A 23,925-nucleotide genomic window follows, 5' to 3' on the forward strand; every position below is an offset into this window, starting at 1 on the left:
AACATTTGACTAAACGGTTAAATACCTTGGTTAAGGTGATAGGGATGTTTTTTCTTCTAGGCAGTTTTTATAAAATTGAAGCCCAGGAAATATCACAGATTTCAATTGAACAGGCTAATCAATTGGCGAGGCAAAATTATCCAATGGTCAAACAAAAGGATTTAATTAAACAAACAGCTAATCTTAACATTGAAAATTTTAGCAAGGGGTTTCTTCCCCAATTTACCATTACCGGTCAGGCTACTTATCAATCGGATGTCACCAGGATCGATATTCCTGTGCCCGGTTTTAAAATTGAACCTCTTTCCAAAGATCAATATAAAGTGCTTGCCGATGTGAACGAGCTCATTTATGATGGCGGTGTTATTAAACAACAAAATGAACTACAGCAATTAAATTCGGAAGTACAACAACAAAAAATAGAAGTGGAATTATATAAACTTAAGGAAAGAGTGAATCAACTTTACCTTGGGATTTTATATTTGAATGCTCAGAAAGAGCAGGTTGCCCTTATCAAACAGGATATTCAAATCGGGATAAAGAATATGGAAGCCCGGGTTGAAAATGGGGTTGCATTCAGATCTAATTTAAATATTTTGAAGGCGGAATTGCTGAAAAATCAGCAAAGAATAATTGAGTTAGATGCATCGCAAAAAGGAATGATTGAAACGCTGGAATTGTTTATGAATGCGCATTTGAGGAAGGACGTTGTTTTTGAAAAACCTAATATACAATCCAGCAGTGTTGAGCCAATTATAAATCGCCCGGAGATTAAATTATATACGGACCAAAGTAAAATGTACGATCATCAATCTAAAATTATAAAAGCAAGGAACCAACCGAAAGCGAGTCTTTTTTTACAAGGAGGGTATGGCAGGCCAACATTTAATTTTCTTAAAAATCAGTTTGATTTTTTTTATATCGGGGGTATTCGATTTAACTGGGCGTTAGGCGGTTTGTATACCAAAAAAAATGATAACCAGTTAGCACAGATTAACAAGCGAACAGTTGATTTAGAAAAGGAGACTTTTTTATTAAATACAAATACCCAGCTAAAACAACAACAATCCGAAATTGATAAAATGAATTTGCTGATAGCAAGCGATGAAGAAATTATTGCATTGCGGGATAGCGTAAAAGAAGCAGCCAAAGCGCAATTGCAAAATGGAGTTATAACTGCCAATGATTATTTAACCGAGATAAATGATGAAGACCAGGCCAGGCAATCACTTATTACGCACCAGATAGAATTGCTACAAGCGCAAATTAATTATCAAACTATATCAGGAAAACAATAAATCATTTTTTAATGAAGACAAAAATTTTAATAACAGCATCTTTTATTTTTTCTCTGGTTGCCTGCAACAACAACAATCGGAAGTTTGACGCATCGGGCACTTTTGAAGTTGATGAAGTAATTGTCTCCTCAGAAATACCCGGCAAAATATTGTCGTTTAATGTTCATGAAGGGGATTCTATTCCTAAAAATAAAGTCGTTGGTGAAATAGACGCTGAAAATCTTTCCCTGCAAAAAGAACAGGTGGAAGCAACTATACAGGCATTAAGTGAAAAAAAGGCTGACGTGTTACCGCAGGTCAGCTTACTTCAAAAGCAATTAGCTGTTCAACAATCGCAATTGAAAAACCTGTTGCATGAAAAAACAAGATTTGAAAATTTACTGAAGCAGGATGCTGCAACCGGTAAGCAAGTGGACGACATTAATGCCCAGGTGGATGTTGCACAAAAACAAATTGCGGTTACTCAACAACAGATAAATGTGCAACGAAATACCGTTTCAACACAAAACAGGAGCATAATGAGCGCAGGAAAGCCTTTGGAAAAACAGGTTGCCGAAATAAATGATAAGATTCAAAAATCGAACATCGTAAATCCCATAGCCGGCACCGTTATAACCAAATATGCTGAGGAAGGAGAATTGACATCAGCCGGAAAAGCCCTGTACGAAATTGCTGACCTGTCTGAAATGACGCTACGGGCCTACATTTCAGGAACACAATTGTCGCAGGTTAAATTGAATCAAACCGTGCAGGTGTTTGTTGATAATGGAGCTGACAAATACAAAGAGATGAATGGAATCGTCACCTGGATTTCTGATAAAGCAGAGTTTACTCCGAAAACCATCCAAACAAAAGATGAACGGGCGAACCTCGTTTATGCGATAAAAATAAAAGTAAAGAATGATGGTTATTTAAAAATTGGTATGTATGGTGAAGTAAGCTTCAACCCAAAATCGTAAGTCATTAATTGGAGTTTTCCACGAATAAAGAAAGGAATGAAACCTGCAATAACAATAAATAATATTGTCAAATTTTATGGTGCAAAAAGTAATAAGACAGAAGCGCTGTCAGGCATTTCATTTAATGTAAACGAAGGAGAATTGTTTGGCATTATTGGCCCAGATGGCGCGGGCAAAACATCTTTATTTAGAATTCTTACAACACTATTACTTGCTGATGAAGGTGAAGCAACGGTAGATGGCTATGATGTAGTGAAATATTATAAAGAAATAAGAAAGAGAGCAGGGTACATGCCAGGGCGATTTTCATTGTACCAGGATTTAACTGTTGAAGAGAATCTGGAATTTTTTGCTACCATATTTAATACCACTATCGAAAAAAATTACCATTTAATAAAAGATATTTACATACAAATAGAGCCTTTTAAAAAAAGAAAAGCCGGCAAATTATCCGGCGGTATGAAACAAAAGCTGGCGCTATGTTGCGCACTTATTCATAAGCCATCGGTTTTATTTCTTGATGAACCAACTACAGGCGTAGACGCAGTTTCGCGAAAAGAATTCTGGGAGATGCTGAAAAAACTTAAGCAACAAAATATTACCATTTTGGTTAGCACGCCTTATATGGATGAAGCGGGAATGTGCGACAGAGTTGCTTTGCTGCAATCGGGCAAAATTTTATCAATTGATACACCGGATGGAATTATTGAACAATTTCAAAAGGATTTGTTTGCGGTACGTTCTTCTAAAATGCTTCCGTTATTAAATGATCTTAAAATATGTAGCGAGGTGGAAGATGCTTATTTTTTTGGTGCATACCATCATGTGGTGATGAAACATAAAAATGAAGAACAACAATTAAAAAATTATTTATCAAAGTATGCTGGTGACGGGCTCGAAATAAATGCAATACGTCCCAACATTGAAGATTGCTTTATGGCATTAATGAAAAACACAGAATGAACACAGCGGTTATTTCCTGTTTCGGCGATTATGTAATTGATTGAAGTTTCAGTGGTACCGGTTTATAATTTGTTTAACAAAAAAATAAAAATGAATGATGTAAAAGCTATAACGGTTGATCATCTAACTAAAAAGTTTGGAAATTTTACGGCTGTAGATAACATTTCATTTGAAGTAAAGAAAGGTGAAATATTCGGTTTTCTTGGAGCTAACGGTGCCGGTAAAACGACGGCGATGCGGATGCTTTGTGGCCTGTCAATTCCATCCTCGGGAAATGCAACTGTGGCTGGTTTCGATGTTTATCATCAAACGGAAAAGATCAAAAAAAATATTGGCTATATGAGTCAAAAGTTTTCCCTGTATGAGGATCTTACGGTAAAAGAAAATATCCGGTTCTATGCAGGTATTTATGGGAAAAGTAATGAATTTATAAAAAACAAAACGGGTGTTGTTATTAAAGATCTGCATTTGGAAAAGGAAGCCAATAAGTTAGTAAAGTCTTTGCCGTTGGGATGGAAACAAAAGCTGGCATTTTCGGTTGCGATTTTTCATGAACCCGAAATTGTTTTTTTGGATGAACCGACAGGAGGTGTAGATCCCGTTACACGTAGAGAATTTTGGAACCTGATTTATGAAGCGGCAGCAACAGGAATTACGGTGTTTGTTACTACGCACTATATGGATGAAGCTGAATATTGTAATCGTGTATGTATAATGGTTGATGGCCGCATCGATGCAATGGATACACCGCAGCAATTGAAAAAAGCTTGCGACGCTGCTTCTATGGATGAGGTTTTTTTGAAACTTGCAAGGAAGGCGCTTAGAAGCGATACCTAAAGATAATGGCCCAACAATGAAACAATTTTTCTCCTTTGTAAAAAAAGAATTTCATCATATTCTTCGGGACCCGCGGACAATGCTTATTCTTTTGGGAATGCCAATTGCACAAATTATAATTTTCGGATTTGCATTAACCAACGAGGTAAAAAATTCTAAAATTGCGGTGCTCGATAATTCAAAAGACGTTGCTACCACTGCTCTTATACAACAAATAAATTCCAGCCGCTATTTCGATATAGAAAAAAGTCTTACTGATTATAAAAGTATAGATGCAGAATTTAAAACAGGAAAAATAAAGATGGTTATTGTTTTCCCCCAAGGCTTTAATGAAGATCTGCAACACTTTAATAAAGCACAGGTTCAACTAATAGCTGATGCTTCTGATCCGAATGTTGCAAATACACTTGCCAATTATGCTACAGCAATTATTATGGATTATCAAAATCGAATAACTGATGATAGAAAACTTCCTTATACCATTCATACCGAAATACAAATGCTATATAACCCGCAACTAATGGGCGCTTACAGTTTTGTGCCGGGTGTTATGGCAATGGTGTTAATGCTTGTGTGTACCATGATGACTGCAATAACAATTGTGCGTGAAAAGGAAACCGGAACTATGGAAGTGTTATTGGTATCCCCGGTACAACCGCTGAAAATTGTTATTGCCAAAGCTGTTCCATATTTATTATTATCAATGGTGAATATTATGAGCATCTTGATGCTGAGTGTTTTTGTGTTAGGTGTTCCTATCAATGGAAGCTTGCTTCTATTAATAGCAGTGAGTATTTTATTTACGCTTACTTCCCTTGCATTGGGATTGCTGATATCGTCGGTTACGGCCTCTCAGCAAGCGGCTATGTTCATTTCACTCGTGGGTTTGTTTTTACCAACGGTCATGCTTAGCGGCTTTATGTTCCCGATTGAAAATATGCCATTGCCGTTGCGCATTATCTCAAATGTTGTTCCTGCAAAATGGTTTTATACAATTGTAAAATCAGTAATGATAAAGGGAGTAGGTTTTTCATTAATCTGGAAAGAAGTGCTAGTACTGACGGGCATGATGCTTTTTTTCCTTGTATTGAGTATTAAGAAATTTAAAATAAGGCTGGCATGAGGTCATTAAGATTTTTATTGCAGAAAGAATTTAGGCAGATTTTTCGGAATACCTCCATACTGCGAATTATTTTTTTAATGCCCATTATTCAATTACTCGTGTTGCCGTGGGCTGCAGATTATGAAATGAAAAATATTAATATCACTGTTATTGATCACGACCATTCTCCTTATTCAAGACAACTGATTTCAAAAATAACTGCATCTGGATATTTTATTTTGCAGGATTATACTTCTTCATATAATCAATCATTGGTTGATATAGAAAAAGATAAATCTGATCTTATTCTTGAAATACCTGCTTCATTCCAAAAAAATTTAATTAAAGAAAATGAGTCAAAATTATTTGTTGCAGTCAATGCAATTAATGGTGTAAAAGCTAACCTGGGAGGAGCTTATCTTATTTCCATCATCCGTAATTTTAACGGTAACATCCGCTCTAAGTGGATACAATTTCCCCGTTTCAACCCGGAGTTAAATATTAATGTTGTTTCCTCTGACTGGTATAACCCGGAGATGAATTATAAATATTTTATGGTTCCGGGCATATTGGTAATACTGGTTACGTTGGTAGGTTCATTTCTTGCATCATTAAATATTGTAAAGGAAAAAGAGATAGGAACGATTGAACAGATTAATGTGACACCTATAAAAAAATATCAATTTGTTTTAGGCAAACTTATTCCATTTTGGGTGTTGGGATTAATTGTGCTAGGCATCGGCCTTGGCATTTCAAGACTTTTTTATGGAATCATTTCTGCGGGAAACCTGTTCGTAATTTTCGGATTTGCAGCAGTGTATTTACTGGCAGTATTAGGATTAGGATTATTAATTTCTACTTATACGTCCACACAGCAACAAGCAATGCTTATTTCATTTTTTTTAATAATGATTTTTGTTTTATTAGGCGGATTATATACTTCAATAGATAGCATGCCTCACTGGGCACAAATGATGACCAAAGTAAACCCTGTTACCTATTTTATAGAAGTTATGCGAATGGTTGTATTAAAAGGGAGTGGCTTTGCAGATATAAAAAATCAATTTTTAATTATGTTAGGTTTTGCAATGGTGTTAAATGGGTGGGCAGTTTTAAGTTATAGAAAAAGATATTAATAAAACAAAATGCTACGTGTGTGAAATATATATCGCACTTTACAACATTATTTTTATCTCGCCGTTAGTAGAGGATTAATTTCATTGCTCATTAATTCTTTTTATGAAAAAAATAATTTTGCTCCTCGCTGTCTTACTTGTTACAACTCAATTAATAAATGCCCAGGACGATAATATAACCAAAAAAACGGCGGCGGCCGGCCATAAAAACATGGTCAAAATAAATTTATTTGCACTTGCCTTAAAAAATATAACTCTTCAATATGAGAGAGAAATTAGTAAAAAGACAACAGTGGCAATTGATGTAAGGACGATGCCGAAAAGTGGTTTGCCTTTTGAAAGTAGTTTTCGGAATGCAATAAGTGACCAGACGACCAAAGATCAATTGGATAATTTTAAAACCGGAAATTTTGCATTAATGCCGCAAATAAGGTTTTACATGGGACATAAAGGAGCCTACCATGGTTTTTATATTGCACCCTTTTTCAGTTATGCTCATTATACAGCAAATCTTCCCTATAATTATACTGATAGCGGCGTTAACAAAACAATTCCTCTTGCTGGTAGTGTAAATACTATAACAGGCGGTATGATGTTTGGCGCCCAATGGAAACTGGGGAAATCAATCTATCTTGACTGGTGGATTTTTGGCCCGCATTACGGTTCTTCTAACGGAAGCATCAGTGGCAAAAAATCTCTTTCATCATCTGAGCAATCCGGTCTTAAATCAGATCTGGATGGCCTTGATATTCCTATTGTTAAAACAACCAACAGTGTGGACGCTAATGGTGCAACGGTTAACTTTAGTGGACCTTGGGCCGGTGTGAGGTCAGGCTTGTGTATTGGCTTTCGGTTTTAAAAAGATTATAATTTTTCGATCGAAGTACATAATAATTCATTTAATTAGTCGTGTTCTAAAATATATTGTTTGCAATTTTTGATTTGAAATAATCTGAATAAAAAAACCCGGTTCTTTTAAAACCGGGCTATTAGTGAAATTGAAAATTTTATTTTAAAGCTTCTATCTTTTTTACAAAATTTGATTTTGGCTGAGCGCCTACTAATTTGTCAACCACTTTTCCGCCTTTTACAAAAATTATAGCGGGGATGCTGGTAATTCCATAATTAATACTTAACTGAGGATTTTGATCAACGTTAACTTTACCAATATTTACCGAACCGTTATATTCTTTGGAAAGTTCCTCTACAACAGGCCCAATTGCACGACAAGGACCACACCATTCTGCCCAAAAGTCTACCATTGTAAGTTTTTCTGAATCAAGAACTTTTTCTTTAAAGTTCGCATCTGTATATTCTACTGCCATAATTAAATTTTTATTTTTTATTAATTTGTTACTAAGTGATTACAAAATTACATCCAATATCCATAAAATGATGTTTTGGCATATCCACATTATGTTAATTCTACCTGAACGTCAAGTTCAGGCTTTTGTTGCAGGTACATGGCCATTTCGTCATTCATTTCAAAACCATTTTCAAGCGTGTACATGCCAAATTTAAGCTTTGAGTTGGGGTCATTAATGCAAAATTTCAAGGATGATTTCCCCGGAAAATGATTAACATTTTTGCTAATAAACTCAATAAATTCCTGCGAAATGTCTTTAGGATGTGCCTCTATGTACAGCTTTTTTGTACATGATTTCATTAATGATTCTAATAAAGAAATCTGGTTAACCTTAAATTCAAATTCTGATTTATTATAACGCTGCCTGAAAGTGCCGGTTAAAAATATCACCATTCCTGCTTCAAGGTAATTGCTGAATTTTACGTAGTCATCACTAAAAAGCATCAGTTCCATTTTACCTGAATAATCTTCAATATAAAAAACGCCGTACTTATTGCCAGACTTTGCAATCCGGTGTTGCGCTTCCGCAACAAGGCCTGCAATCCTGAAACTTCTGCCGGGATTTGGATGAAGATTTACTGCCTCTTTAAACTCATTAAATTCGGCAATGGGTGTAAGTCCATAATATTTCATCTGAAAAGAAAAATTATCAAGCGGGTGACCGCTCATAAACATACCGGTTACTTCTTTTTCAAAATCGAGTAATTTAATAAGAGGCCATGGTTCACATTCCGCCATGGGCGGCGGCTTTACTTCTTCCATTTGAAGATCTCCGAAAAGTGTATTCGTGCTGCTTGAAAGCTGTGCTTGGTACTGATTTCCAAAACGAATAATTTTTTCCAGTCCATTTATTGCATCACCGGGCGCTACGAAAAAATATTGCGCCCTGTGAATACTTTTGAAACAATCAAAAGCACCTGCATAAGCAAGGCTTTCAAGTGATTTTTTATTTACCGTTCTTTGGTTAACTCTTTTGATGAGATTATAAATAGAAGAAAATGCTCCGCCCTTTTTGCGCTCTTCAATAATATTTTCAAATGCTGCTTCGCCTACGCCTTTCATTCCGCTAAATCCGAAACGTATTTCGCCTTTTTTATTTACAGCGAAACCTTTTTGTGACTCATTTATATCCGGACCGAGAACAGTTAAGCCCATTCTCTTGCACTCTTCCATATAGAAAGTAATTTTTTCAATAGAGCCAGCGTGGTTAAGCACCGCGGCCATGTACTCACTTGGATAATGCGCTTTTAAATAGGCAGTTTGATAGGCAACGAACGCATAGCAGGTGGAATGTGATTTATTAAATGCATATTGAGCAAAGGATTCCCAATCTGTCCAAATCTTTTCTAATTTATTTACCGGGTGATTATTTTTTTTAGCACCTTCAATAAATTGCTCCTTCATTTTATCCAGTACGGAACGCTGTTTTTTACCCATTGCTTTCCTTAACATATCTGCATCGCCCTTACTGAATCCTGCAATTTTTTGAGACAATAACATTACCTGTTCCTGGTAAACGGTAATGCCATAAGTATCTTTTAAAATCTCTTCCATTTCCGGAAGATCGTAATGGATTTCCTGCCTTTCATGTTTACGTTCTATATAATCGGGAATATAAGCCATAGGACCCGGTCTGAACAGGGCATTCATTGCAATGAGATCATCAAATTTATCTGGCTTTAAATCCCGTAGATGTTTTTGCATGCCACCACTTTCAAATTGAAATGTCGCATTGGTATCTGCTCTTTGATAAAGTTTGTATGTTTCCTCATCATCGAGGGGTAACGCATCAAGGTCAATAGTTACTCCGTGGTTCTGGTTAATTAATTGTAATGCGGTTTTTAAAATACTTAATGTTTTTAAGCCGAGAAAGTCCATTTTTAAAACACCTGCACTTTCAATGTTGCTTCCATCAATTTGGGTTAACCATAAATCAGAATCTTTTGAAGAAGCAACCGGAATTAATTCCATGAGATCACGCGGTGCAATAATAATTGCTGATGCATGAATTCCTGTATTTCTTACAGAGCCTTCCAGTATTTCAGCCTCATGCAAAACTTTACTGCGCATGTCCTCACCGTTATATATGTCACGAAGCTTCTTTATATTGTCAATATCATCTGCGCCTACGCCTTCTTCACTTAATGATTTGGGGCCGGTAAGCGGCGCTTTCAAAACTTTTCTTAAAGAAGTGCCCGGCCGGTCAGGAACTAGTTTTGCCAATGCATTACTTTCTGCCAATGGCAAATCCATAACTCTTGCCACATCTTTTATGCTCATTTTAGCAGCCATCGTGCCATAAGTAATAATTTGTGCAACCTGGTTTTTGCCATATTTATCAACCACATAATTTAAAACCTTTTGTCTCCCTTCATCATCAAAATCCGTATCAATATCCGGCATGGATTTGCGATCAGGATTTAAGAATCTTTCAAAAAGCAATTTATATTTTACAGGATCGATGTTAGTGATGCCTATGCAATAAGCAACTACAGAACCGGCAGCAGAGCCTCTCCCGGGGCCAACAAATACGCCCATGTTCTTTCCCGCTACAATAAAATCGCTTACTATCAAAAAGTAACCGGCAAATCCCATGGTTTTTATGGTAAACAATTCAAAGTTGATGCGCTCTTCAATTTCCGGAGTTATAATTTTATATCTTTCTTTAGCGCCTGTCCACGTCAAGTGCTCTAAGTATGCTTCCTGTGTAGCGAATTCCTTTGGTACTGTAAAGTGTGGTAAAAGAATATCTCTTTTTAAATCGAGCACTTCAATTTTATCTATAATCTCATTAGTATTGTCCAGTGCCTGTGGTAAGTCCTCAAATGCTTTTTGCATCTCCGAAGTATTCTTCAGAAAAAACTGGTTATTCGGAAAAGCAAAGCGTTTATTTTTGATCGTTACATCATCATCTGTAAATTCTCTAATCGCAGGAGTCGCTTGTTTTTCGCCTGTGTTAATGCATAATAAAATATCGTGCGCATTAAAATCTTTTTCATCTACATAATGCGAATCGTTACTGGCAATAACATTTACGTTATATTTTTTTGCAAATTTTAATAAAACCTTATTTACTTTATCCTGTTCAGGTATACCATGCCGTTGCAGTTCTACGTAATAATCTTTTTGAAAAATATTCAGCCACCATTTAAATTCATTCTCTGCTTCTGCTTCACCCTTCTTTAAAATCATCTGTGGTACCAAGGCTCCAAGGCAACACGTTGTTGCAATAAGCCCTTCATGATATTTATGGATGAGTTCTTTATCAATTCTTGGATATTTTGAATACATTCCTTCGATATAGCCAAGCGATGTAAGCTTAACCAGGTTCTTATAACCAATATCGTTTTTAGCTAATAATATCTGGTGATGGCGTGGATCTTTCTGTTCCTTTGTAAACTGTTTTTGGAACCTGTTTTCTGTAATATAAAATTCACATCCAACGATGGGTTTCACTTTTAAAGAACCATCTTCATTTTTTAAAGTATGCGCATGTTTAACAAATTCAAAAACGCCAAACATATTTCCATGATCTGAAATGGCAAGTGCAGGCATACCATCGGCGACAGCTTTATTATATAATGCTTTTATGGATGCGGCACCATCCAACAGAGAAAACTGCGTGTGTACGTGTAGGTGAGAAAACTTCATATGCTATATCGAAAATCTTGTAAGCAAATATCGCAAAAAGTAAACGGAGTCATTTTTCAACTTACCCACAAGCCTGTAAAAGTTAAGTATTGTTAAAAAATTGCGATGTTAAAAACTAAGATATTTTTTTTGCATTTTTATAATGAGAACCCTATCTTCGCCATGCTTGTGAAATAATTAATCAAAAATTTCGTTTGTATAAAAATCTACGTTACACATTTTAAGGAAATTTAATACCCTGTAATTGTGTATGGTAATTTTTTTTGTAATAGAAAACCCCTAGCCAAGCCAATGAACAAACTATTCGTTTTATTTATTACCCTGTTATTATCGGGCTATGTTCAATTATCCGTTGCTCAAACCAGTGTTAATAGTATAAAGGTTACAGCAGGCAGCGAAAATTCTTCTTCAAATTTTATCGATGGTATTTCTTTTACCCCTGAGGGTATTTTGCAAACTACCGAAAGTGGTGGAACTAAAAGTATAAAAGTTGAGAACGCCCCGGTTGTAGTTAAAAGTGATCCTTTAACTAAGTCAGTTGGATCAGGTTCGTTAATTGAAAAACTTAGCAGCCTCCAATTTAAATACGCGATGATGTTGAATGTTGACGTTGAATCACTGAAAAATCTTTCTTTATTTGGTTTTATTGACGACTGGTTTGGAACCCGTTATCGTATGGGAGGCACATCCAAAAAGGGAATTGATTGCAGTGCATTAACCAGCAGTTTATTATTGGCTGTTTATGGATTTATAGTACCACGTACTGCACGTCAGCAATATAAGGCCACTCAACATATTAAGAAAGACGAATTGAAGGAAGGTGATCTTGTTTTCTTTAATACTCACGGAGGAGTATCTCATGTAGGTCTTTATCTTTTTAACGATTATTTTGTACATGCCTCATCCAGCCAGGGAGTTACTATTAGCAGCCTGGACGATGGATATTATGCAAAACGATTCATTTGTGGAGGAAGGGTAGAAGAAGATTAATCAAATAATACCCATATAACTTTATCTAAAGGAGAATGATATGTTCTCCTTTTTTATTTAGGCAACTACAAACAAATCATCATTTTATTTAAGTTATTTACTCACTTAATATCTAAATGAGTTAAATAACTTTTATTATAGCATGGGATTTGCGTTAACCAATTTATGGAAAAAAAATACCCTTTCTATTTTAGATCGACAGTTACTTTGTTCGGCATTATGCTATTCGTATATATGCTGTTTGTCCTCAAGAGCATATTGATCCCTTTGGCATTTGCGATGATGATCGCAATACTTTTAAATCCACTGGTAAATAAACTTCAACAAAAGAAGATTCCAAAAGTAATTTCAATAGTTATTGCACTGGTTGTTGCTCTCCTTTTTGTGGCGGGTCTAATGTTTTTCGTTTCGTCGCAGGTGGCAAAATTATCCTCTAATATGTCTGCGTTGGAATTAAAATTTTCTGAGCTTTTCAGGAATCTGCAATTGTGGTTTCAGCAACATTATTCGCTTTCGCTAGCGAAACAAAAGGAACTCCTAGCCCAGGCTGGCGATAATTTAAAACCATTAATTACACAAACCCTGGGAACAGTATTAGGTACTTTAAGTGTAATTGTATTACTGCCTGTTTATATTTTTCTTATACTATTTTATAAAACGCTTATTCTAAATTTTCTTTACGAAGTTTTTGCTGAAAGAAATTCAACCAAGGTTGGTGTTGTGTTAAAGCAAACAAAGAGCGCTATTCAAAGTTATATGATTGGTTTGCTGCTGGAAGCTATTGTTGTAGCTGCATTAAACTCTGGCGCACTTCTTATACTTGGCGTACAATATGCTATTTTGCTGGGTGTTATCGGGGCCATTTTAAATGTTCTTCCCTACATCGGCGGATTAATTGCGATAGCACTTCCAATAATTATTGCAACTATAACCAAAGAGGGTTATTCAACCCAAATAGAAATCTTGATAGCATACTTGTTAATACAGTTTATTGACAATAACATCTTAGTACCACGTATCGTTTCGTCCAAAGTAAAAATTAACGCTTTGGTATCGTTAGTGATTGTCTTGCTTGGCGGTGCCGTTTGGGGATTATCAGGTATGTTTTTATCAATACCTTTTATAGCAGTACTTAAAATTATTTTTGACAGGGTAGATGAATTAAAACCTTGGGGAAAAATTTTGGGTGATGAAGTTCCCGTTTATCACAAAGGGCAATTGTGGAACCTTAGAAAGAGACGCAAAAAATCTTTATCAGAGCAAGTTACCTCCAACGGATAAATGGTTTTATAAATTAATTTAAAACATCAAAGAAGACTCAATCGTGAAGTCTTCTTTGATGTTTATCGAAAGCTAGAAGCTCGTATCATCTGCGCTTGGTCCGTAGCTGCCCGGTATTGGAATATTCAATAAACGAAGATATACTCCTAATTGTGCCCGGTGATGAATGATCTGGCTGAACGCCATCCGTAACACTTCACTTTTGGGGGTGGTACTGTAAATATCTTTTCCATTTCGCAGAGTCCAGCTTTCTGAAAGCTGTTCTTCAGTTGCTGCCTCAAGATGTGCTCTTCCATCTGCGAGATTTTTCTCAAAATATTTAAGCAATTCAGCAGTATTATTTATCACTTCCGGCGTGTACGGATTGCTGGCAAAATCAAGCTCACTTGTAGTTAATGTCATCGTAATCCACGAGGGTAATTCAGCAATATGCGTGGCGAGCCTTCTTATGGTCATGCTTTTTGGATGTGGTTGCCAATCGTATTTGTCATCCGGGATTATTGACAGCATTTTACGGGTTGTTTTTGCCTCTGCATCGAGTTCTTTCAGAAACATTTGAATCATTTGCATAATTATAAAATTTAGTTATGTAAAGAAAACATGAGATAGTGACAGCCCTATGGCCGTGTATTTTTATTTTTTTAAAAATTAATAATTCACGGGCACAAATTTCATGTATTCACTCAATTCAATATGGTCAAGTTTGCTAAAAGGAATTCCGGTATTAGTTATGCGTAAGATTCTTGATACCCTGAAATCACGATAATCATTTCTCATTTTGCACCATGCAATCAAATGCCAGTTCAACGCATAAAATATCAAGCCAATGGGCTCTGCCAGCCGCTTACTAAACTCATTGTTATTATTTTTATATTCAAACTCTAAAATAGTCTTTGATGTAATGGTGTTTTGAATAACAGATAAATATTCGTAATTATTCACAAAGCATGGTGGTATTTGCAGCTTAATATTATTGTTAAGAAATTCCAGTTTTTCTTTCTGTGAATTTCGAAGAACGGCCTTAATTTTATTCAATGCATTTGTATAGTGTATTTGAATTGATTTATCAGCAAAACCATATACAATCGATTCCATAAGCATCAATGCATTGGCTTCTTCAGAATTGAAAGCAACCGGTGGTAAAAAATATCCTTCCACAATAAAATATCCTTTTGGTTGCTCGAAGCTAACCGGAATTCCCTGTTCACCAAGTGCTTTAATATCCCGGTAAACCGTGCGTACGCTAATTTGAAATTTATCGGCAATCTTTTCGGCAGTTACATATTTTTTCGATTGCAATAAAGTTAGTATTCCGAATAACCTGTCAATCCTGTTCATGTTTTAAGTTGATTCTCTAAATAGTTTTCATTTTGAAGTTATGAATTTTGGCCTAAATGCTGACTTGCATTTTAATATAACTATCTGTCTTTATCCCAACCATTTTTTATCTTTACAATTATAATCATTAAATTTTTTTTATGCCATCTTTTGACCTTGTAAGTAAAGTTGATTTACAGACGCTTGACAATGCTATAAATACTGTTGAAAAAGAAATTAAAAACCGGTTTGATTTTAAAGGAAATCATGTCGTGATAGATCTTAATAAAAAAGATTTTAAACTGAACCTGGAGAGTGAGAGTGAAATGAAAATAAACCAGATAATTGATGTGCTGATAAGCAAAAGCATGAAACAGGGGCTGGCGGCTGAAATCTATGATCTTAGTAAAGAGCCATATCAAAGTGGCAAGGTAGTTAAGAAGGAAATCCAGGTGAGGAATGGCATTAAACAAGAGGATGCAAAAAAAATTGTGAAGCTGATAAAGGATTCCGGTATTAAGGTTCAGGCGGCAATTATGGATGACATTATCAGAATAACTGCTAAAAAAATAGATGATTTACAGGCGGTTATCCAGGCTTCGAAAGGTTGGGATCTCGGTCTTGCCTTTCAATATGTGAATATGAAAAATTAGCGACTATTAGTTTTGCAGGTATTTTTTATTTCATTAACTTTGCAAACTCAAAAAATACATGGAGACTTACTAAAAGGCAGCCATGTTAAAAACAAAACAATATGAAAAAAGATATTCATCCATCAAATTACAAGTTTGTAGTTTTTAAGGATATGAGTAATGGCCACATGTTTTTAAGCCGTTCTACAGCTTCTTCAAAAGAGACTGTTCAGTGGGAAGATGGTAAAGAATACCCGGTTGTTAAGCTGGAAATTTCAAACACATCGCATCCTTTTTATACCGGTAAAAATGTATTGGTAGATACTGCAGGCCGTATCGATAAATTTAAAAGACGCTACGAAAAAAGAGATAAATAATAATTTTGATTTGATTTTTTACTCCCCCTTTATTGGGGGATTTTTTATTTTTCCGATCCGGTTATTAATAAGTTGTACGAATGAATATTTTGCTGGACGATCTTCCCTTCAACGAAAGTCTTTATCCCTTTGGTACCGTAAAATCAATGGTGCATATAAGAATCGGCATCCTTACAATATTGGAAAAATGGCAATTTATTTTGCCAGGTAAAGTCTTTATAAGTTCCCAACAACCGGCAGATTCTGATGCTTCCTTGTTTATTAAAATACCGGCAAACATAATTCCCTCGACAAATTTTTTAAGACAGATAAATAAAGAGAAATCTTTAATTCCATCAACTGATGATTGCAAAATATTGCATTATCCCTGGCAGATTTTTGAATATAATAATTGGGCCATCCAACAGGATTTTGAATTAATAACACGCGACAGGCAATCAAAAAATATTTCTTCAACAAACCAGTTAATACATACTGAAAATATTTTTGTTGAAGAGGGAGCCAACGTAAATTATTCTATATTAAACGCAACTGATGGCCCTATATATATTGGCAAAAATGCAGAAATATTAGAAGGAAATCTTATCCGCGGACCTTTTGCATTATGTGAAGGAAGCCGGCTAAAAATGGGAAGCAAAATTTATGGCGCTACGACCATCGGTCCATATTGCCTCGCAGGCGGCGAAATTAAGAATTCGCTTTTAATGAGCTATAGTAACAAGGCCCACGATGGATATTTAGGCGACTCCATAATAGGATCGTGGTGTAATATTGGCGCGGGTTCCAGTAATTCTAATTTAAAAAATACCGCCGGAATTGTTAAGATGTGGAGCCGGCAAAAGAATGACTTTTTGAATGCAGGATATAAAGGGGGTTTAATAATGGGCGATTACAGCCGTTGCGCTATCAATACTTCATTTAATACGGGCACGGTGGCAGGCGTAAGCTGTAATATTTTTGGAAATAATTTGCTGCCAAAGTTTATTGATGATTTTACATGGGGAAATGAAAAATATATTTTTGAAAAAGCCATATCAGATATTAACAACTGGAAAAAATTAAAGGGCCTCGAAATAACTGAAGAGGAAATAGTATCACTAAAAAAAATTTATAACACAAAAGAGAAATAATGAGAAAACAAATTGCTGCAGCAAACTGGAAAATGAATTGCACACTTCAACAGGCAATTGATTTAATAGATGGACTTATTAAGGAAAATATTTCGATTATTCCAGACCGTGAGGTAGTAATTGCTGTCCCGTTTCCTTACCTAATTTTGGCCAAAGAAAAATTAAAAAACCGAAACGGATTTAAGGTTGCGGCACAAAATTGTTATACGCAATCTTCAGGCGCTTTTACCGGTGAAGTAAGTACAGTTATGTTAAATTCCATCGGGATTGATTATGTAATTATTGGCCATAGCGAAAGAAGAGAAATTTTCGGCGAGGATAATAAAATGCTATCACAAAAAGTGGATATATGTTTAACCAATAATCTTAAGCCGATTTTTTGTTGCGGTGAACCTCTGCAAATAAGAGAGAATGAAACCCAGAACGAATATGTTGAAAAGCAAATTCGTGAAAGCTTGTTTCATTTAGAAAGCGCTCAACTTGAAAATTTCGTTGTGGCATATGAGCCTATCTGGGCAATTGGTACTGGCAAAACGGCTTCTTCGCAGCAAGCACAAGAAATGCAGGCACATATCCGCAATATATTTAAAGAAAAATACGGAGGAGCAATTGCCGCAAGCATTTCCATCTTATATGGAGGAAGCGTTAAAGCAAACAATGCAAAAGAAATTTTTGAAAAACCGGATGTTGATGGCGGCCTGGTTGGTGGCGCATCCCTGGTTGTAGCGGAATTTGCTACCATTATAAAAAGCCTGAAATAAGGCTCATCATACAATTGTAAAATTTTTAAATATCTGCCTCGTGCAGGAGCCTTTCTACTTAATTCTTCTTGCCTATTACTTAATTTGTATTTCAAATTTAAAAAATACAATTATGAAACAGATTATGATTGCTTTATTTTTTCTTGCTGCCACATTAGGTTTTACGAATGTAAATGCACAGCAAAAAACAACGGCAAAGAAACAAGCTAAAACCACAACGGTTAAGGCAAAAGAAGTAACGAACACAAAAAAAATGGGATTGAAAAAAGATGGCACTCCCGATATGCGTTACAAAGAAAATAAAGTTACAAAAACAACTACCCATGCCGGTCCTACAAAAAAAGATGGTACAGCAGACATGAGGTATAAAGCAAACAAGACAAAGACTACTAAAAAAACCACTACTAAATAAGCGGTAACTTCTTGCTCTTTCTGAAAAAGCATTCCCGAAAAGGAATGCTTTTTATATTACAATCTCATCAATAGGAATTTCTTCTCCGGCGCTAGGATTGTTTAAGGATACGGGTTTGAAGGAATTTAATTTGTCGATATATATAACCGTTTTTTCGCCGGATAAATCTCTTTCAAACATAGGTTCAAATTTTGCCCCGTAATAAATTTCACCAAAAACATAAGATGTTCTTGAAACAACAATATTGGAGAACATATCGTCGAAGGCTTTTATGAAAACTAATACTTCACCTGTTATATTTTCAAAATCGCTTTTAGTAAAATTGTATAGGGGACTTTTTTCATTGATGGGATGCACGATTGTCCAGCTTAACGTGAGTGCATTTACAGTACTAAATTCAAGATCGAGTTGGTAGAACCTGTTAACTTTTATACCGTTTTCTTCAATCGTCATTCCAAGTGTAACATTGGCAACTGCGTCTACAAGATTGGTATTCTTGAATGGAACAACACGCAACATAAGTGCATTAATATCTTTGTAAGGCGCTATTAAAGCGTTGTGGCTGAAACGCAGGTACGCAACAGGTTTCGAAAATCTACCGTATAACAGGCCGGTAGCCAGTGCAAAACTTAATAATCCTAAGAGGGCTTCAAATGCTGCAATAGAACTGGATAAAAAGCCAATGGGACTAATGCGGCCATAACCAACCGTAGTAAAGGTTTGGGTACTAAAAAAAAATGCTTCGGCAAAATTGGTGAGTGTCGAAGGCGAGGGGATTTCTCCAAGGCTTTGTACGCCGATAAGAAAATACATTGTTGCAAAGAGCACGTTGATGAATACATAGAAAAGAACAATAACGGATAAAAATTTCCATCGTGGCATCAACAACATTGTATGATACCAACTTATTTTTTCAAAAAAACTGATACCATTTTTTTCAATATTTGCCCTGCCATTTTTGTTTACAAACCTTCCGCCATAGCTGGAAGCATTAACTCCAAATCCAGTATTAATTTCTGGTTTTGCTTTTATATTTATTTTATTAGCCCTGGCCATGATTGTTTTTGAAAAACGTTTTGAAATAACTCCACATTCCTATGGTAATTGACAAAGCAGTAATCAACATTGCAATAGTTAATCTGAGCATTATTGAATATTGTTTCATTAATAAAAAAATGAGGGAATACAATGACAGTAAAATTATAAATTTTACCAGAAGTTTTTGAAGCGGAAAAAGTTCCAGAAATTTTACCTGCAAAACTTTTGATGAATACCATAAATAATACAATACCTGGCAATAAGTTGAAATTACAATGGATAGTGCAATACCCTCGCTTCCCATAACGGGGTATAGAATAATCATTAGTAATAAGGCGAGAATAATATCAATCAACGATCCCAGCATAATCCGCTTGCCTTGCGCAAAGCATTGCAGTATAACACTGTAATTGTTTATTCTTAAAGGCAGAATAAAAACACTTATTTCAAAGATGGGAACAGAAGCTGAATATTTGTTTTTAAAAACAATTGCAAAAATTTCCTCGCGAAAAAAGAAAAGAAAAAAAAACAGTGGGAATACAATTGACGAAAGCATATTGAAACTTTCTTTAAAAAGTGCAAGGATCTTATTTTCCGATTTCAGGTTTCGGGAAAACTCAATAAGCATGAAGCTGCCTGCCACGCTTATAAGTAAGCCGAACAAGGGAATTTCAAATGAACCATTAAAGAAAACAGCAAAGTCGACAGCTGTTAACAGGTATAATAAAAATGCTTTATCAATCCATTTTGCTATCACGCCCAATATTTCGGTGAAACCGAGGTAAGCCCAATGTTTTAAAAAATGTTTTTCATCTGCAACATGTTCATAGGTTTCATTTTTTACAGGAATTGATACAATCGCAATAATCTTTAAAACAGAAAGCACACAAAGGCTTATGATAAGACTTAAAAGAGAGTAGTTTGAAAAAAGAATATATAAATGGCATCCCAAAAATAAAAGCGCATAAAAGAGGTTTATTGTAAACGATAATTTTACGTTTCCGCGTTTTATTAATAGAGTTTCTGCTACAGTTATTATATTTTGAATTATGATAAAAACTATCAACCAAAGCCTAACACCAGTATTAAAATTTTTCGCAAGTATGAAGAAAGTGAATAAACCTCCGATCGATATAATGGCATAAAAGCCGAATATGATTTTCCGGTGATTTTTTATGAATTGGAATAAAAATGAAAGATTTGTTGAAAGTATAATTGACGAAAATCCGAAACTGATAATGATATTTATAATGTTCGTGTACATCCATACACTCTGGAAAGTGCCGTAATCATTATAATTCAAGCTCCTCGAAAAAAGTATCGTAATAACCACTAAAATTATCACGGGCAAAGCACGGCCGGCAAGAAGCCAAAAACTTTTTTCGAGCAGTTTTGTTTTATTACCCACCATTTTCAGCATCTATAAGAAATTTATTCTTTTACTATTTCAATAATAAACCTGGTTGGGGAATTAATGATTTTGTTCATTAATGCATCAAAAATATTCCACAAGCCGGCCGGCAAAAAACGGAATAGCACATTTAACCTTGTTCTTATTAAAAATCTATTTGCGGTAGCTTTTGTTTTCCATTTAACACGGTTGTTGCCAATAACATCTTTGATATTATCTTTATTGAACGAATGTAAATGTGCATTCTTTGGTGTGGGCAAATTACAATGGACACATAAGTAATATTCAATTTTCTCATTGTAAGGCGTAGTTATAATAAGCTTACCGCCAGGCTTCAATTTTTCAACCAGTATTTGTACAAATAATTTAGGATCGTGCACGTGTTCCATAATTTCTGATGCCACAATGCAATCAATAGAATTATTTTTTACCGGAAAATGGAAGACATCGGCAACTAAGGCTGCGTGGTTTTCACCAGGATATTTTCGTAAAGCCTTCACGGGGTTTATACTTGAAATATCCATGGAAATAACTTTGAGGTTTTTTTTTATAAAATAACCGGCCAACCATCCATTACCGCATCCAACATCTATTATTAAATCTGCATTATCAGGAATGCTTTTTATAATAGTCTTATGTAACCTTTCAATTTCTGTTTTTGTGGCGCTTATCTCATTATTTTTAAAATAATCATATACTTCCGAGTCTTTCTGATAGTGATGAGCATAATTAAAACTCGTATTCACATTTTGATGTAATGGAGATGAAGCCGGGATGGGCTCATCTATTAATATCAATGGAACGTCATCTTTAATTTTATAAAGGCTTTCACCCCTTCCAGTATTCAAAACCTTTTTTTCTTTATCGTAAATAAGCGCATTACCTGTTACGGGATCTCTGAGTATTTCTAATAAAAAATCTTTCATTTAGTATGCCTTTTTTGCAATATAAAACGTACTTCGGTATAAAAATCTCTAATGTATAAAACGGATACTGCGCTATAATCAAAACTAAGCAATAAACGAAGGCTTGCTGCTTTTTCTTATCTTCGCCGCCGATTATGAAGAACATAAGAAATTTTTGCATTATTGCGCATATTGATCACGGGAAAAGTACACTTGCAGACCGTTTGCTGGAGTTTACCCATACTATTACTGATAGGGAAATGCAGGCGCAGGTTTTGGATGATATGGATCTTGAACGGGAGAAAGGAATTACCATAAAAAGCCATGCAATTCAAATAAACTATCCGTATAAAGGAACTGATTACGTATTAAATCTTATTGATACGCCAGGTCATGTTGATTTTAGTTATGAAGTAAGCAGGGCGCTGGCTGCATGCGAAGGTGCATTGTTGCTTGTAGATGCTACACAGGGCATACAGGCACAAACAATTTCTAATTTATACCTTGCCATTGATAATGATCTTGAGATAATTTCGGTTATTAACAAGATTGATATGGACGGTGCAATGATTCCTGAAGTAGAAGACCAGATTATAGAATTGATCGGCTGCAAACAGGAGGACATTTTGCATGCAAGCGCCAAAACAGGTATTGGAATTGAAGAGATACTAACGGCAATAATTAATCGAATTCCTGCTCCCCAGGGCGATTACGATGCACCGTTACAGGCATTGATTTTTGACAGCGTTTTCAATAGTTTCAGGGGAATAATCGTTTATTATAGAATCTTTAATGGTATTCTCAGGAAAGGTGAAAAAATCAAATTCTCCAATACAGGTAAAGAATACGGAGCAGATGAAGTGGGGATTTTAAAAATAGGGTTATCACCAAGGCCGGAAGTAAAAGCCGGAGATGTTGGCTATATAATAACCGGTATTAAAAATGCAAAAGAAGTAAAAGTAGGAGATACGATTACAACGACAACTAATCCATGTAAGGAATCTATTAAGGGTTTTGAAGAGGTAAAGCCAATGGTTTTTGCCGGAATTTTCCCCGTTAATACTGATGAATTTGAAGAGTTGAGAGATTGTATGGAAAAGCTGCAGTTGAATGATGCATCGCTTACTTTTGAGCTGGAAACTTCGCAGGCATTGGGCTTTGGTTTCCGTTGCGGTTTTCTTGGGATGCTTCACATGGAGATAATACAGGAGCGCCTTGAAAGAGAATTTAATCAAACTGTAATTACAACGGTTCCTAACGTAAGTTTTATTGCGTACACGACGAAAGGTGAAAAAATAATTGTAAACAATCCTACACAAATGCCCGATCCTAGCAGGATTGAAAAGATTGAAGAACCCTACATTAAAGCACAGATTATTACGAAACCGGAATATATCGGTAATATTATGACGCTTTGTATTGGCAAGCGGGGCCTGCTTATCAACCAGGGTTACTTAACGCCCACACGCGTGGAACTTACTTTTGAAATGCCGCTTACTGAAATTGTTTTTGACTTTTATGACAGGCTTAAAAGCGTAACTAGGGGATATGCTTCTTTTGATTATCATCCCATCGGTTACCGCGAAAGCGATATTGTAAAGATGGATATTTTATTGAACGGCGATAAGGTTGATGCATTAAGTTCGTTGATACATCGTATTCGCTCGCAGGATTTTGGAAGAAAGCTTTGTGAAAAATTAAAAGAACTAGTTCCACGCCAACAATTTCAAATTGCTATACAGGCCGCTATTGGCGCAAAAATTGTTGCTCGTGAAAATATAAGTGCTATGCGTAAAGACGTTACCGCAAAATGTTATGGCGGCGATATCAGCAGGAAAAGAAAATTATTAGAGAAACAGAAAGAGGGTAAGAAGAGAATGAAGCAAATAGGAAACGTAGAAGTGCCACAGGAAGCCTTTTTAGCTGTTCTTAAACTGGATGAATAAATATTTTATAAACTAAAATTTAAATCATGTCGCAAATGTCACTTAATAAGGAAATGAATATCGAGGTAAGAGTTCTATTAATTGCAAAAGGCAATGATGAGCCTGTTACCGGTGATGAATACAGCGTGCGCCTTTTTGATAAAGATATTTTCAACGATGATTTTTTAGGAGAGAGCTCACTCAATGAGGATGGACGTGCGAAATTTATAATTACTGAAAAAGATTTTGCAGGGTTTGCGAAACTGGATGAGAAGCCAGATTTTTATTTTGTTGTGTACAAAAATAAAAAACCAATTTTTAAAAGCAGGGTAATGAAAAACCTTGATCTCACTAACTTTGAAGAATTCCGGATGAGAGAGGGAGAAGTGGTTGACCTTGGCACTTTTCTAATTGACGCTTAAACTTTGCATAGC

General features: G+C 35.5%; 23 protein-coding genes. 16 read left to right on the forward strand and 7 right to left on the reverse strand.

Annotated features, from left to right (window positions below; translation table 11 throughout):
- The first annotated feature begins 44 nt into the window (after positions 1 to 44).
- From FW778_RS18605 to FW778_RS18635, 7 genes are all read left to right on the forward strand, one after another.
- Positions 45 to 1,298, forward strand: coding sequence for a TolC family protein (locus FW778_RS18605; protein WP_150416402.1), 1,254 nt, complete (start codon positions 45 to 47; stop codon positions 1,296 to 1,298).
- Between the two features lie 11 nt (positions 1,299 to 1,309).
- On the forward strand, positions 1,310 to 2,257 hold the full coding sequence (locus FW778_RS18610; RefSeq protein WP_150416362.1) for an HlyD family secretion protein: 948 nt from the start codon (positions 1,310 to 1,312) through the stop codon (positions 2,255 to 2,257).
- Positions 2,258 to 2,293: 36 nt separating this feature from the next.
- Positions 2,294 to 3,220 (forward strand): ABC transporter ATP-binding protein, encoded by a 927-nt coding sequence (locus tag FW778_RS18615; protein ID WP_150416363.1) that lies wholly within the window; start codon positions 2,294 to 2,296, stop codon positions 3,218 to 3,220.
- Between the two features lie 90 nt (positions 3,221 to 3,310).
- Positions 3,311 to 4,057, forward strand: a complete 747-nt coding sequence (locus FW778_RS18620; protein WP_150416364.1) for an ABC transporter ATP-binding protein — start codon at positions 3,311 to 3,313, stop codon at positions 4,055 to 4,057.
- A 16-nt stretch (positions 4,058 to 4,073) separates the two neighbouring features.
- Positions 4,074 to 5,180, forward strand: a complete 1,107-nt coding sequence (locus tag FW778_RS18625) for an ABC transporter permease (protein WP_150416365.1) — start codon at positions 4,074 to 4,076, stop codon at positions 5,178 to 5,180.
- A complete protein-coding gene (locus FW778_RS18630) occupies positions 5,177 to 6,295 on the forward strand; it encodes an ABC transporter permease (RefSeq protein WP_150416366.1) in 1,119 nt (372 codons plus the stop codon). The genes FW778_RS18625 and FW778_RS18630 overlap by 4 nt, the downstream gene beginning before the upstream one ends.
- A gap of 103 nt (positions 6,296 to 6,398) precedes the next feature.
- Positions 6,399 to 7,154, forward strand: a complete 756-nt coding sequence (locus FW778_RS18635) for a DUF3575 domain-containing protein (RefSeq protein ID WP_150416367.1) — start codon at positions 6,399 to 6,401, stop codon at positions 7,152 to 7,154.
- A 148-nt stretch (positions 7,155 to 7,302) separates the two neighbouring features.
- On the opposite strand, the gene trxA is transcribed toward FW778_RS18635, so the two are convergent.
- A complete protein-coding gene (gene trxA / locus FW778_RS18640) occupies positions 7,303 to 7,620 on the reverse strand; it encodes a thioredoxin (RefSeq protein WP_150416368.1) in 318 nt (105 codons plus the stop codon).
- A gap of 89 nt (positions 7,621 to 7,709) precedes the next feature.
- The gene (gene dnaE / locus FW778_RS18645; protein ID WP_150416369.1) at positions 7,710 to 11,312 is read right to left on the reverse strand and encodes a DNA polymerase III subunit alpha; all 3,603 of its coding nucleotides are present in this window, start codon (positions 11,310 to 11,312) and stop codon (positions 7,710 to 7,712) included.
- 291 nt (positions 11,313 to 11,603) lie between these two features.
- Between dnaE and FW778_RS18650 the strand changes: the two genes are divergently transcribed.
- Positions 11,604 to 12,302 carry a C40 family peptidase gene (locus FW778_RS18650; protein WP_150416370.1) on the forward strand — a complete coding sequence of 233 codons (699 nt, stop codon included), beginning with the start codon at positions 11,604 to 11,606 and terminating at the stop codon, positions 12,300 to 12,302.
- 165 nt (positions 12,303 to 12,467) lie between these two features.
- Positions 12,468 to 13,583 carry an AI-2E family transporter gene (locus FW778_RS18655; RefSeq protein WP_150416371.1) on the forward strand — a complete coding sequence of 372 codons (1,116 nt, stop codon included), beginning with the start codon at positions 12,468 to 12,470 and terminating at the stop codon, positions 13,581 to 13,583.
- A 72-nt stretch (positions 13,584 to 13,655) separates the two neighbouring features.
- On the opposite strand, the gene FW778_RS18660 is transcribed toward FW778_RS18655, so the two are convergent.
- The gene (locus FW778_RS18660; protein ID WP_150416372.1) at positions 13,656 to 14,153 is read right to left on the reverse strand and encodes a DinB family protein; all 498 of its coding nucleotides are present in this window, start codon (positions 14,151 to 14,153) and stop codon (positions 13,656 to 13,658) included.
- A 78-nt stretch (positions 14,154 to 14,231) separates the two neighbouring features.
- A complete protein-coding gene (locus tag FW778_RS18665; protein WP_150416373.1) occupies positions 14,232 to 14,921 on the reverse strand; it encodes a helix-turn-helix transcriptional regulator in 690 nt (229 codons plus the stop codon).
- A 140-nt stretch (positions 14,922 to 15,061) separates the two neighbouring features.
- Here FW778_RS18665 and FW778_RS18670 point away from each other — a divergent pair, with 140 nt between their 5' ends.
- From FW778_RS18670 to FW778_RS18690, 5 genes are all read left to right on the forward strand, one after another.
- Complete coding sequence (locus FW778_RS18670) at positions 15,062 to 15,553, forward strand: YajQ family cyclic di-GMP-binding protein (protein WP_150416374.1); 492 nt, start codon at positions 15,062 to 15,064, stop codon at positions 15,551 to 15,553.
- 101 nt (positions 15,554 to 15,654) lie between these two features.
- Positions 15,655 to 15,909, forward strand: coding sequence for a type B 50S ribosomal protein L31 (locus FW778_RS18675; protein ID WP_150416375.1), 255 nt, complete (start codon positions 15,655 to 15,657; stop codon positions 15,907 to 15,909).
- Positions 15,910 to 15,989: 80 nt separating this feature from the next.
- Positions 15,990 to 17,039: a putative sugar nucleotidyl transferase gene (locus FW778_RS18680; protein ID WP_150416376.1), complete on the forward strand. Its 1,050-nt coding sequence runs from the start codon at positions 15,990 to 15,992 to the stop codon at positions 17,037 to 17,039.
- Complete coding sequence (gene tpiA, locus FW778_RS18685; protein WP_150416377.1) at positions 17,039 to 17,800, forward strand: triose-phosphate isomerase; 762 nt, start codon at positions 17,039 to 17,041, stop codon at positions 17,798 to 17,800. Before FW778_RS18680 ends, tpiA begins: the two co-directional genes overlap by 1 nt.
- A gap of 112 nt (positions 17,801 to 17,912) precedes the next feature.
- Positions 17,913 to 18,212 carry a hypothetical protein gene (locus FW778_RS18690; protein ID WP_150416378.1) on the forward strand — a complete coding sequence of 100 codons (300 nt, stop codon included), beginning with the start codon at positions 17,913 to 17,915 and terminating at the stop codon, positions 18,210 to 18,212.
- Between the two features lie 51 nt (positions 18,213 to 18,263).
- Here FW778_RS18690 and FW778_RS18695 read toward each other — a convergent pair whose 3' ends face one another.
- The 3 genes from FW778_RS18695 to FW778_RS18705 are packed head-to-tail and all read right to left on the reverse strand — an operon-like array spanning position 18,264 to position 21,587.
- Positions 18,264 to 19,268: an ion channel gene (locus FW778_RS18695; RefSeq protein WP_150416379.1), complete on the reverse strand. Its 1,005-nt coding sequence runs from the start codon at positions 19,266 to 19,268 to the stop codon at positions 18,264 to 18,266.
- Positions 19,255 to 20,670 (reverse strand): lipopolysaccharide biosynthesis protein, encoded by a 1,416-nt coding sequence (locus FW778_RS18700; protein WP_150416380.1) that lies wholly within the window; start codon positions 20,668 to 20,670, stop codon positions 19,255 to 19,257. The genes FW778_RS18695 and FW778_RS18700 overlap by 14 nt, the downstream gene beginning before the upstream one ends.
- Before the next feature lie 11 nt (positions 20,671 to 20,681).
- Complete coding sequence (locus FW778_RS18705) at positions 20,682 to 21,587, reverse strand: class I SAM-dependent methyltransferase (RefSeq protein WP_150416381.1); 906 nt, start codon at positions 21,585 to 21,587, stop codon at positions 20,682 to 20,684.
- A 134-nt stretch (positions 21,588 to 21,721) separates the two neighbouring features.
- Here FW778_RS18705 and lepA point away from each other — a divergent pair, with 134 nt between their 5' ends.
- Both lepA and FW778_RS18715 read left to right on the forward strand, forming a co-directional pair.
- Positions 21,722 to 23,512 (forward strand): translation elongation factor 4, encoded by a 1,791-nt coding sequence (gene lepA / locus FW778_RS18710; protein ID WP_150416382.1) that lies wholly within the window; start codon positions 21,722 to 21,724, stop codon positions 23,510 to 23,512.
- 26 nt (positions 23,513 to 23,538) lie between these two features.
- The gene (locus FW778_RS18715) at positions 23,539 to 23,913 is read left to right on the forward strand and encodes a hypothetical protein (RefSeq protein ID WP_150416383.1); all 375 of its coding nucleotides are present in this window, start codon (positions 23,539 to 23,541) and stop codon (positions 23,911 to 23,913) included.
- Positions 23,914 to 23,925: the final 12 nt, after the last annotated feature.

It is taken from the genome of Ginsengibacter hankyongi (assembly GCF_008710285.1).
Taxonomy (GTDB): domain Bacteria; phylum Bacteroidota; class Bacteroidia; order Chitinophagales; family Chitinophagaceae; genus Ginsengibacter; species Ginsengibacter hankyongi.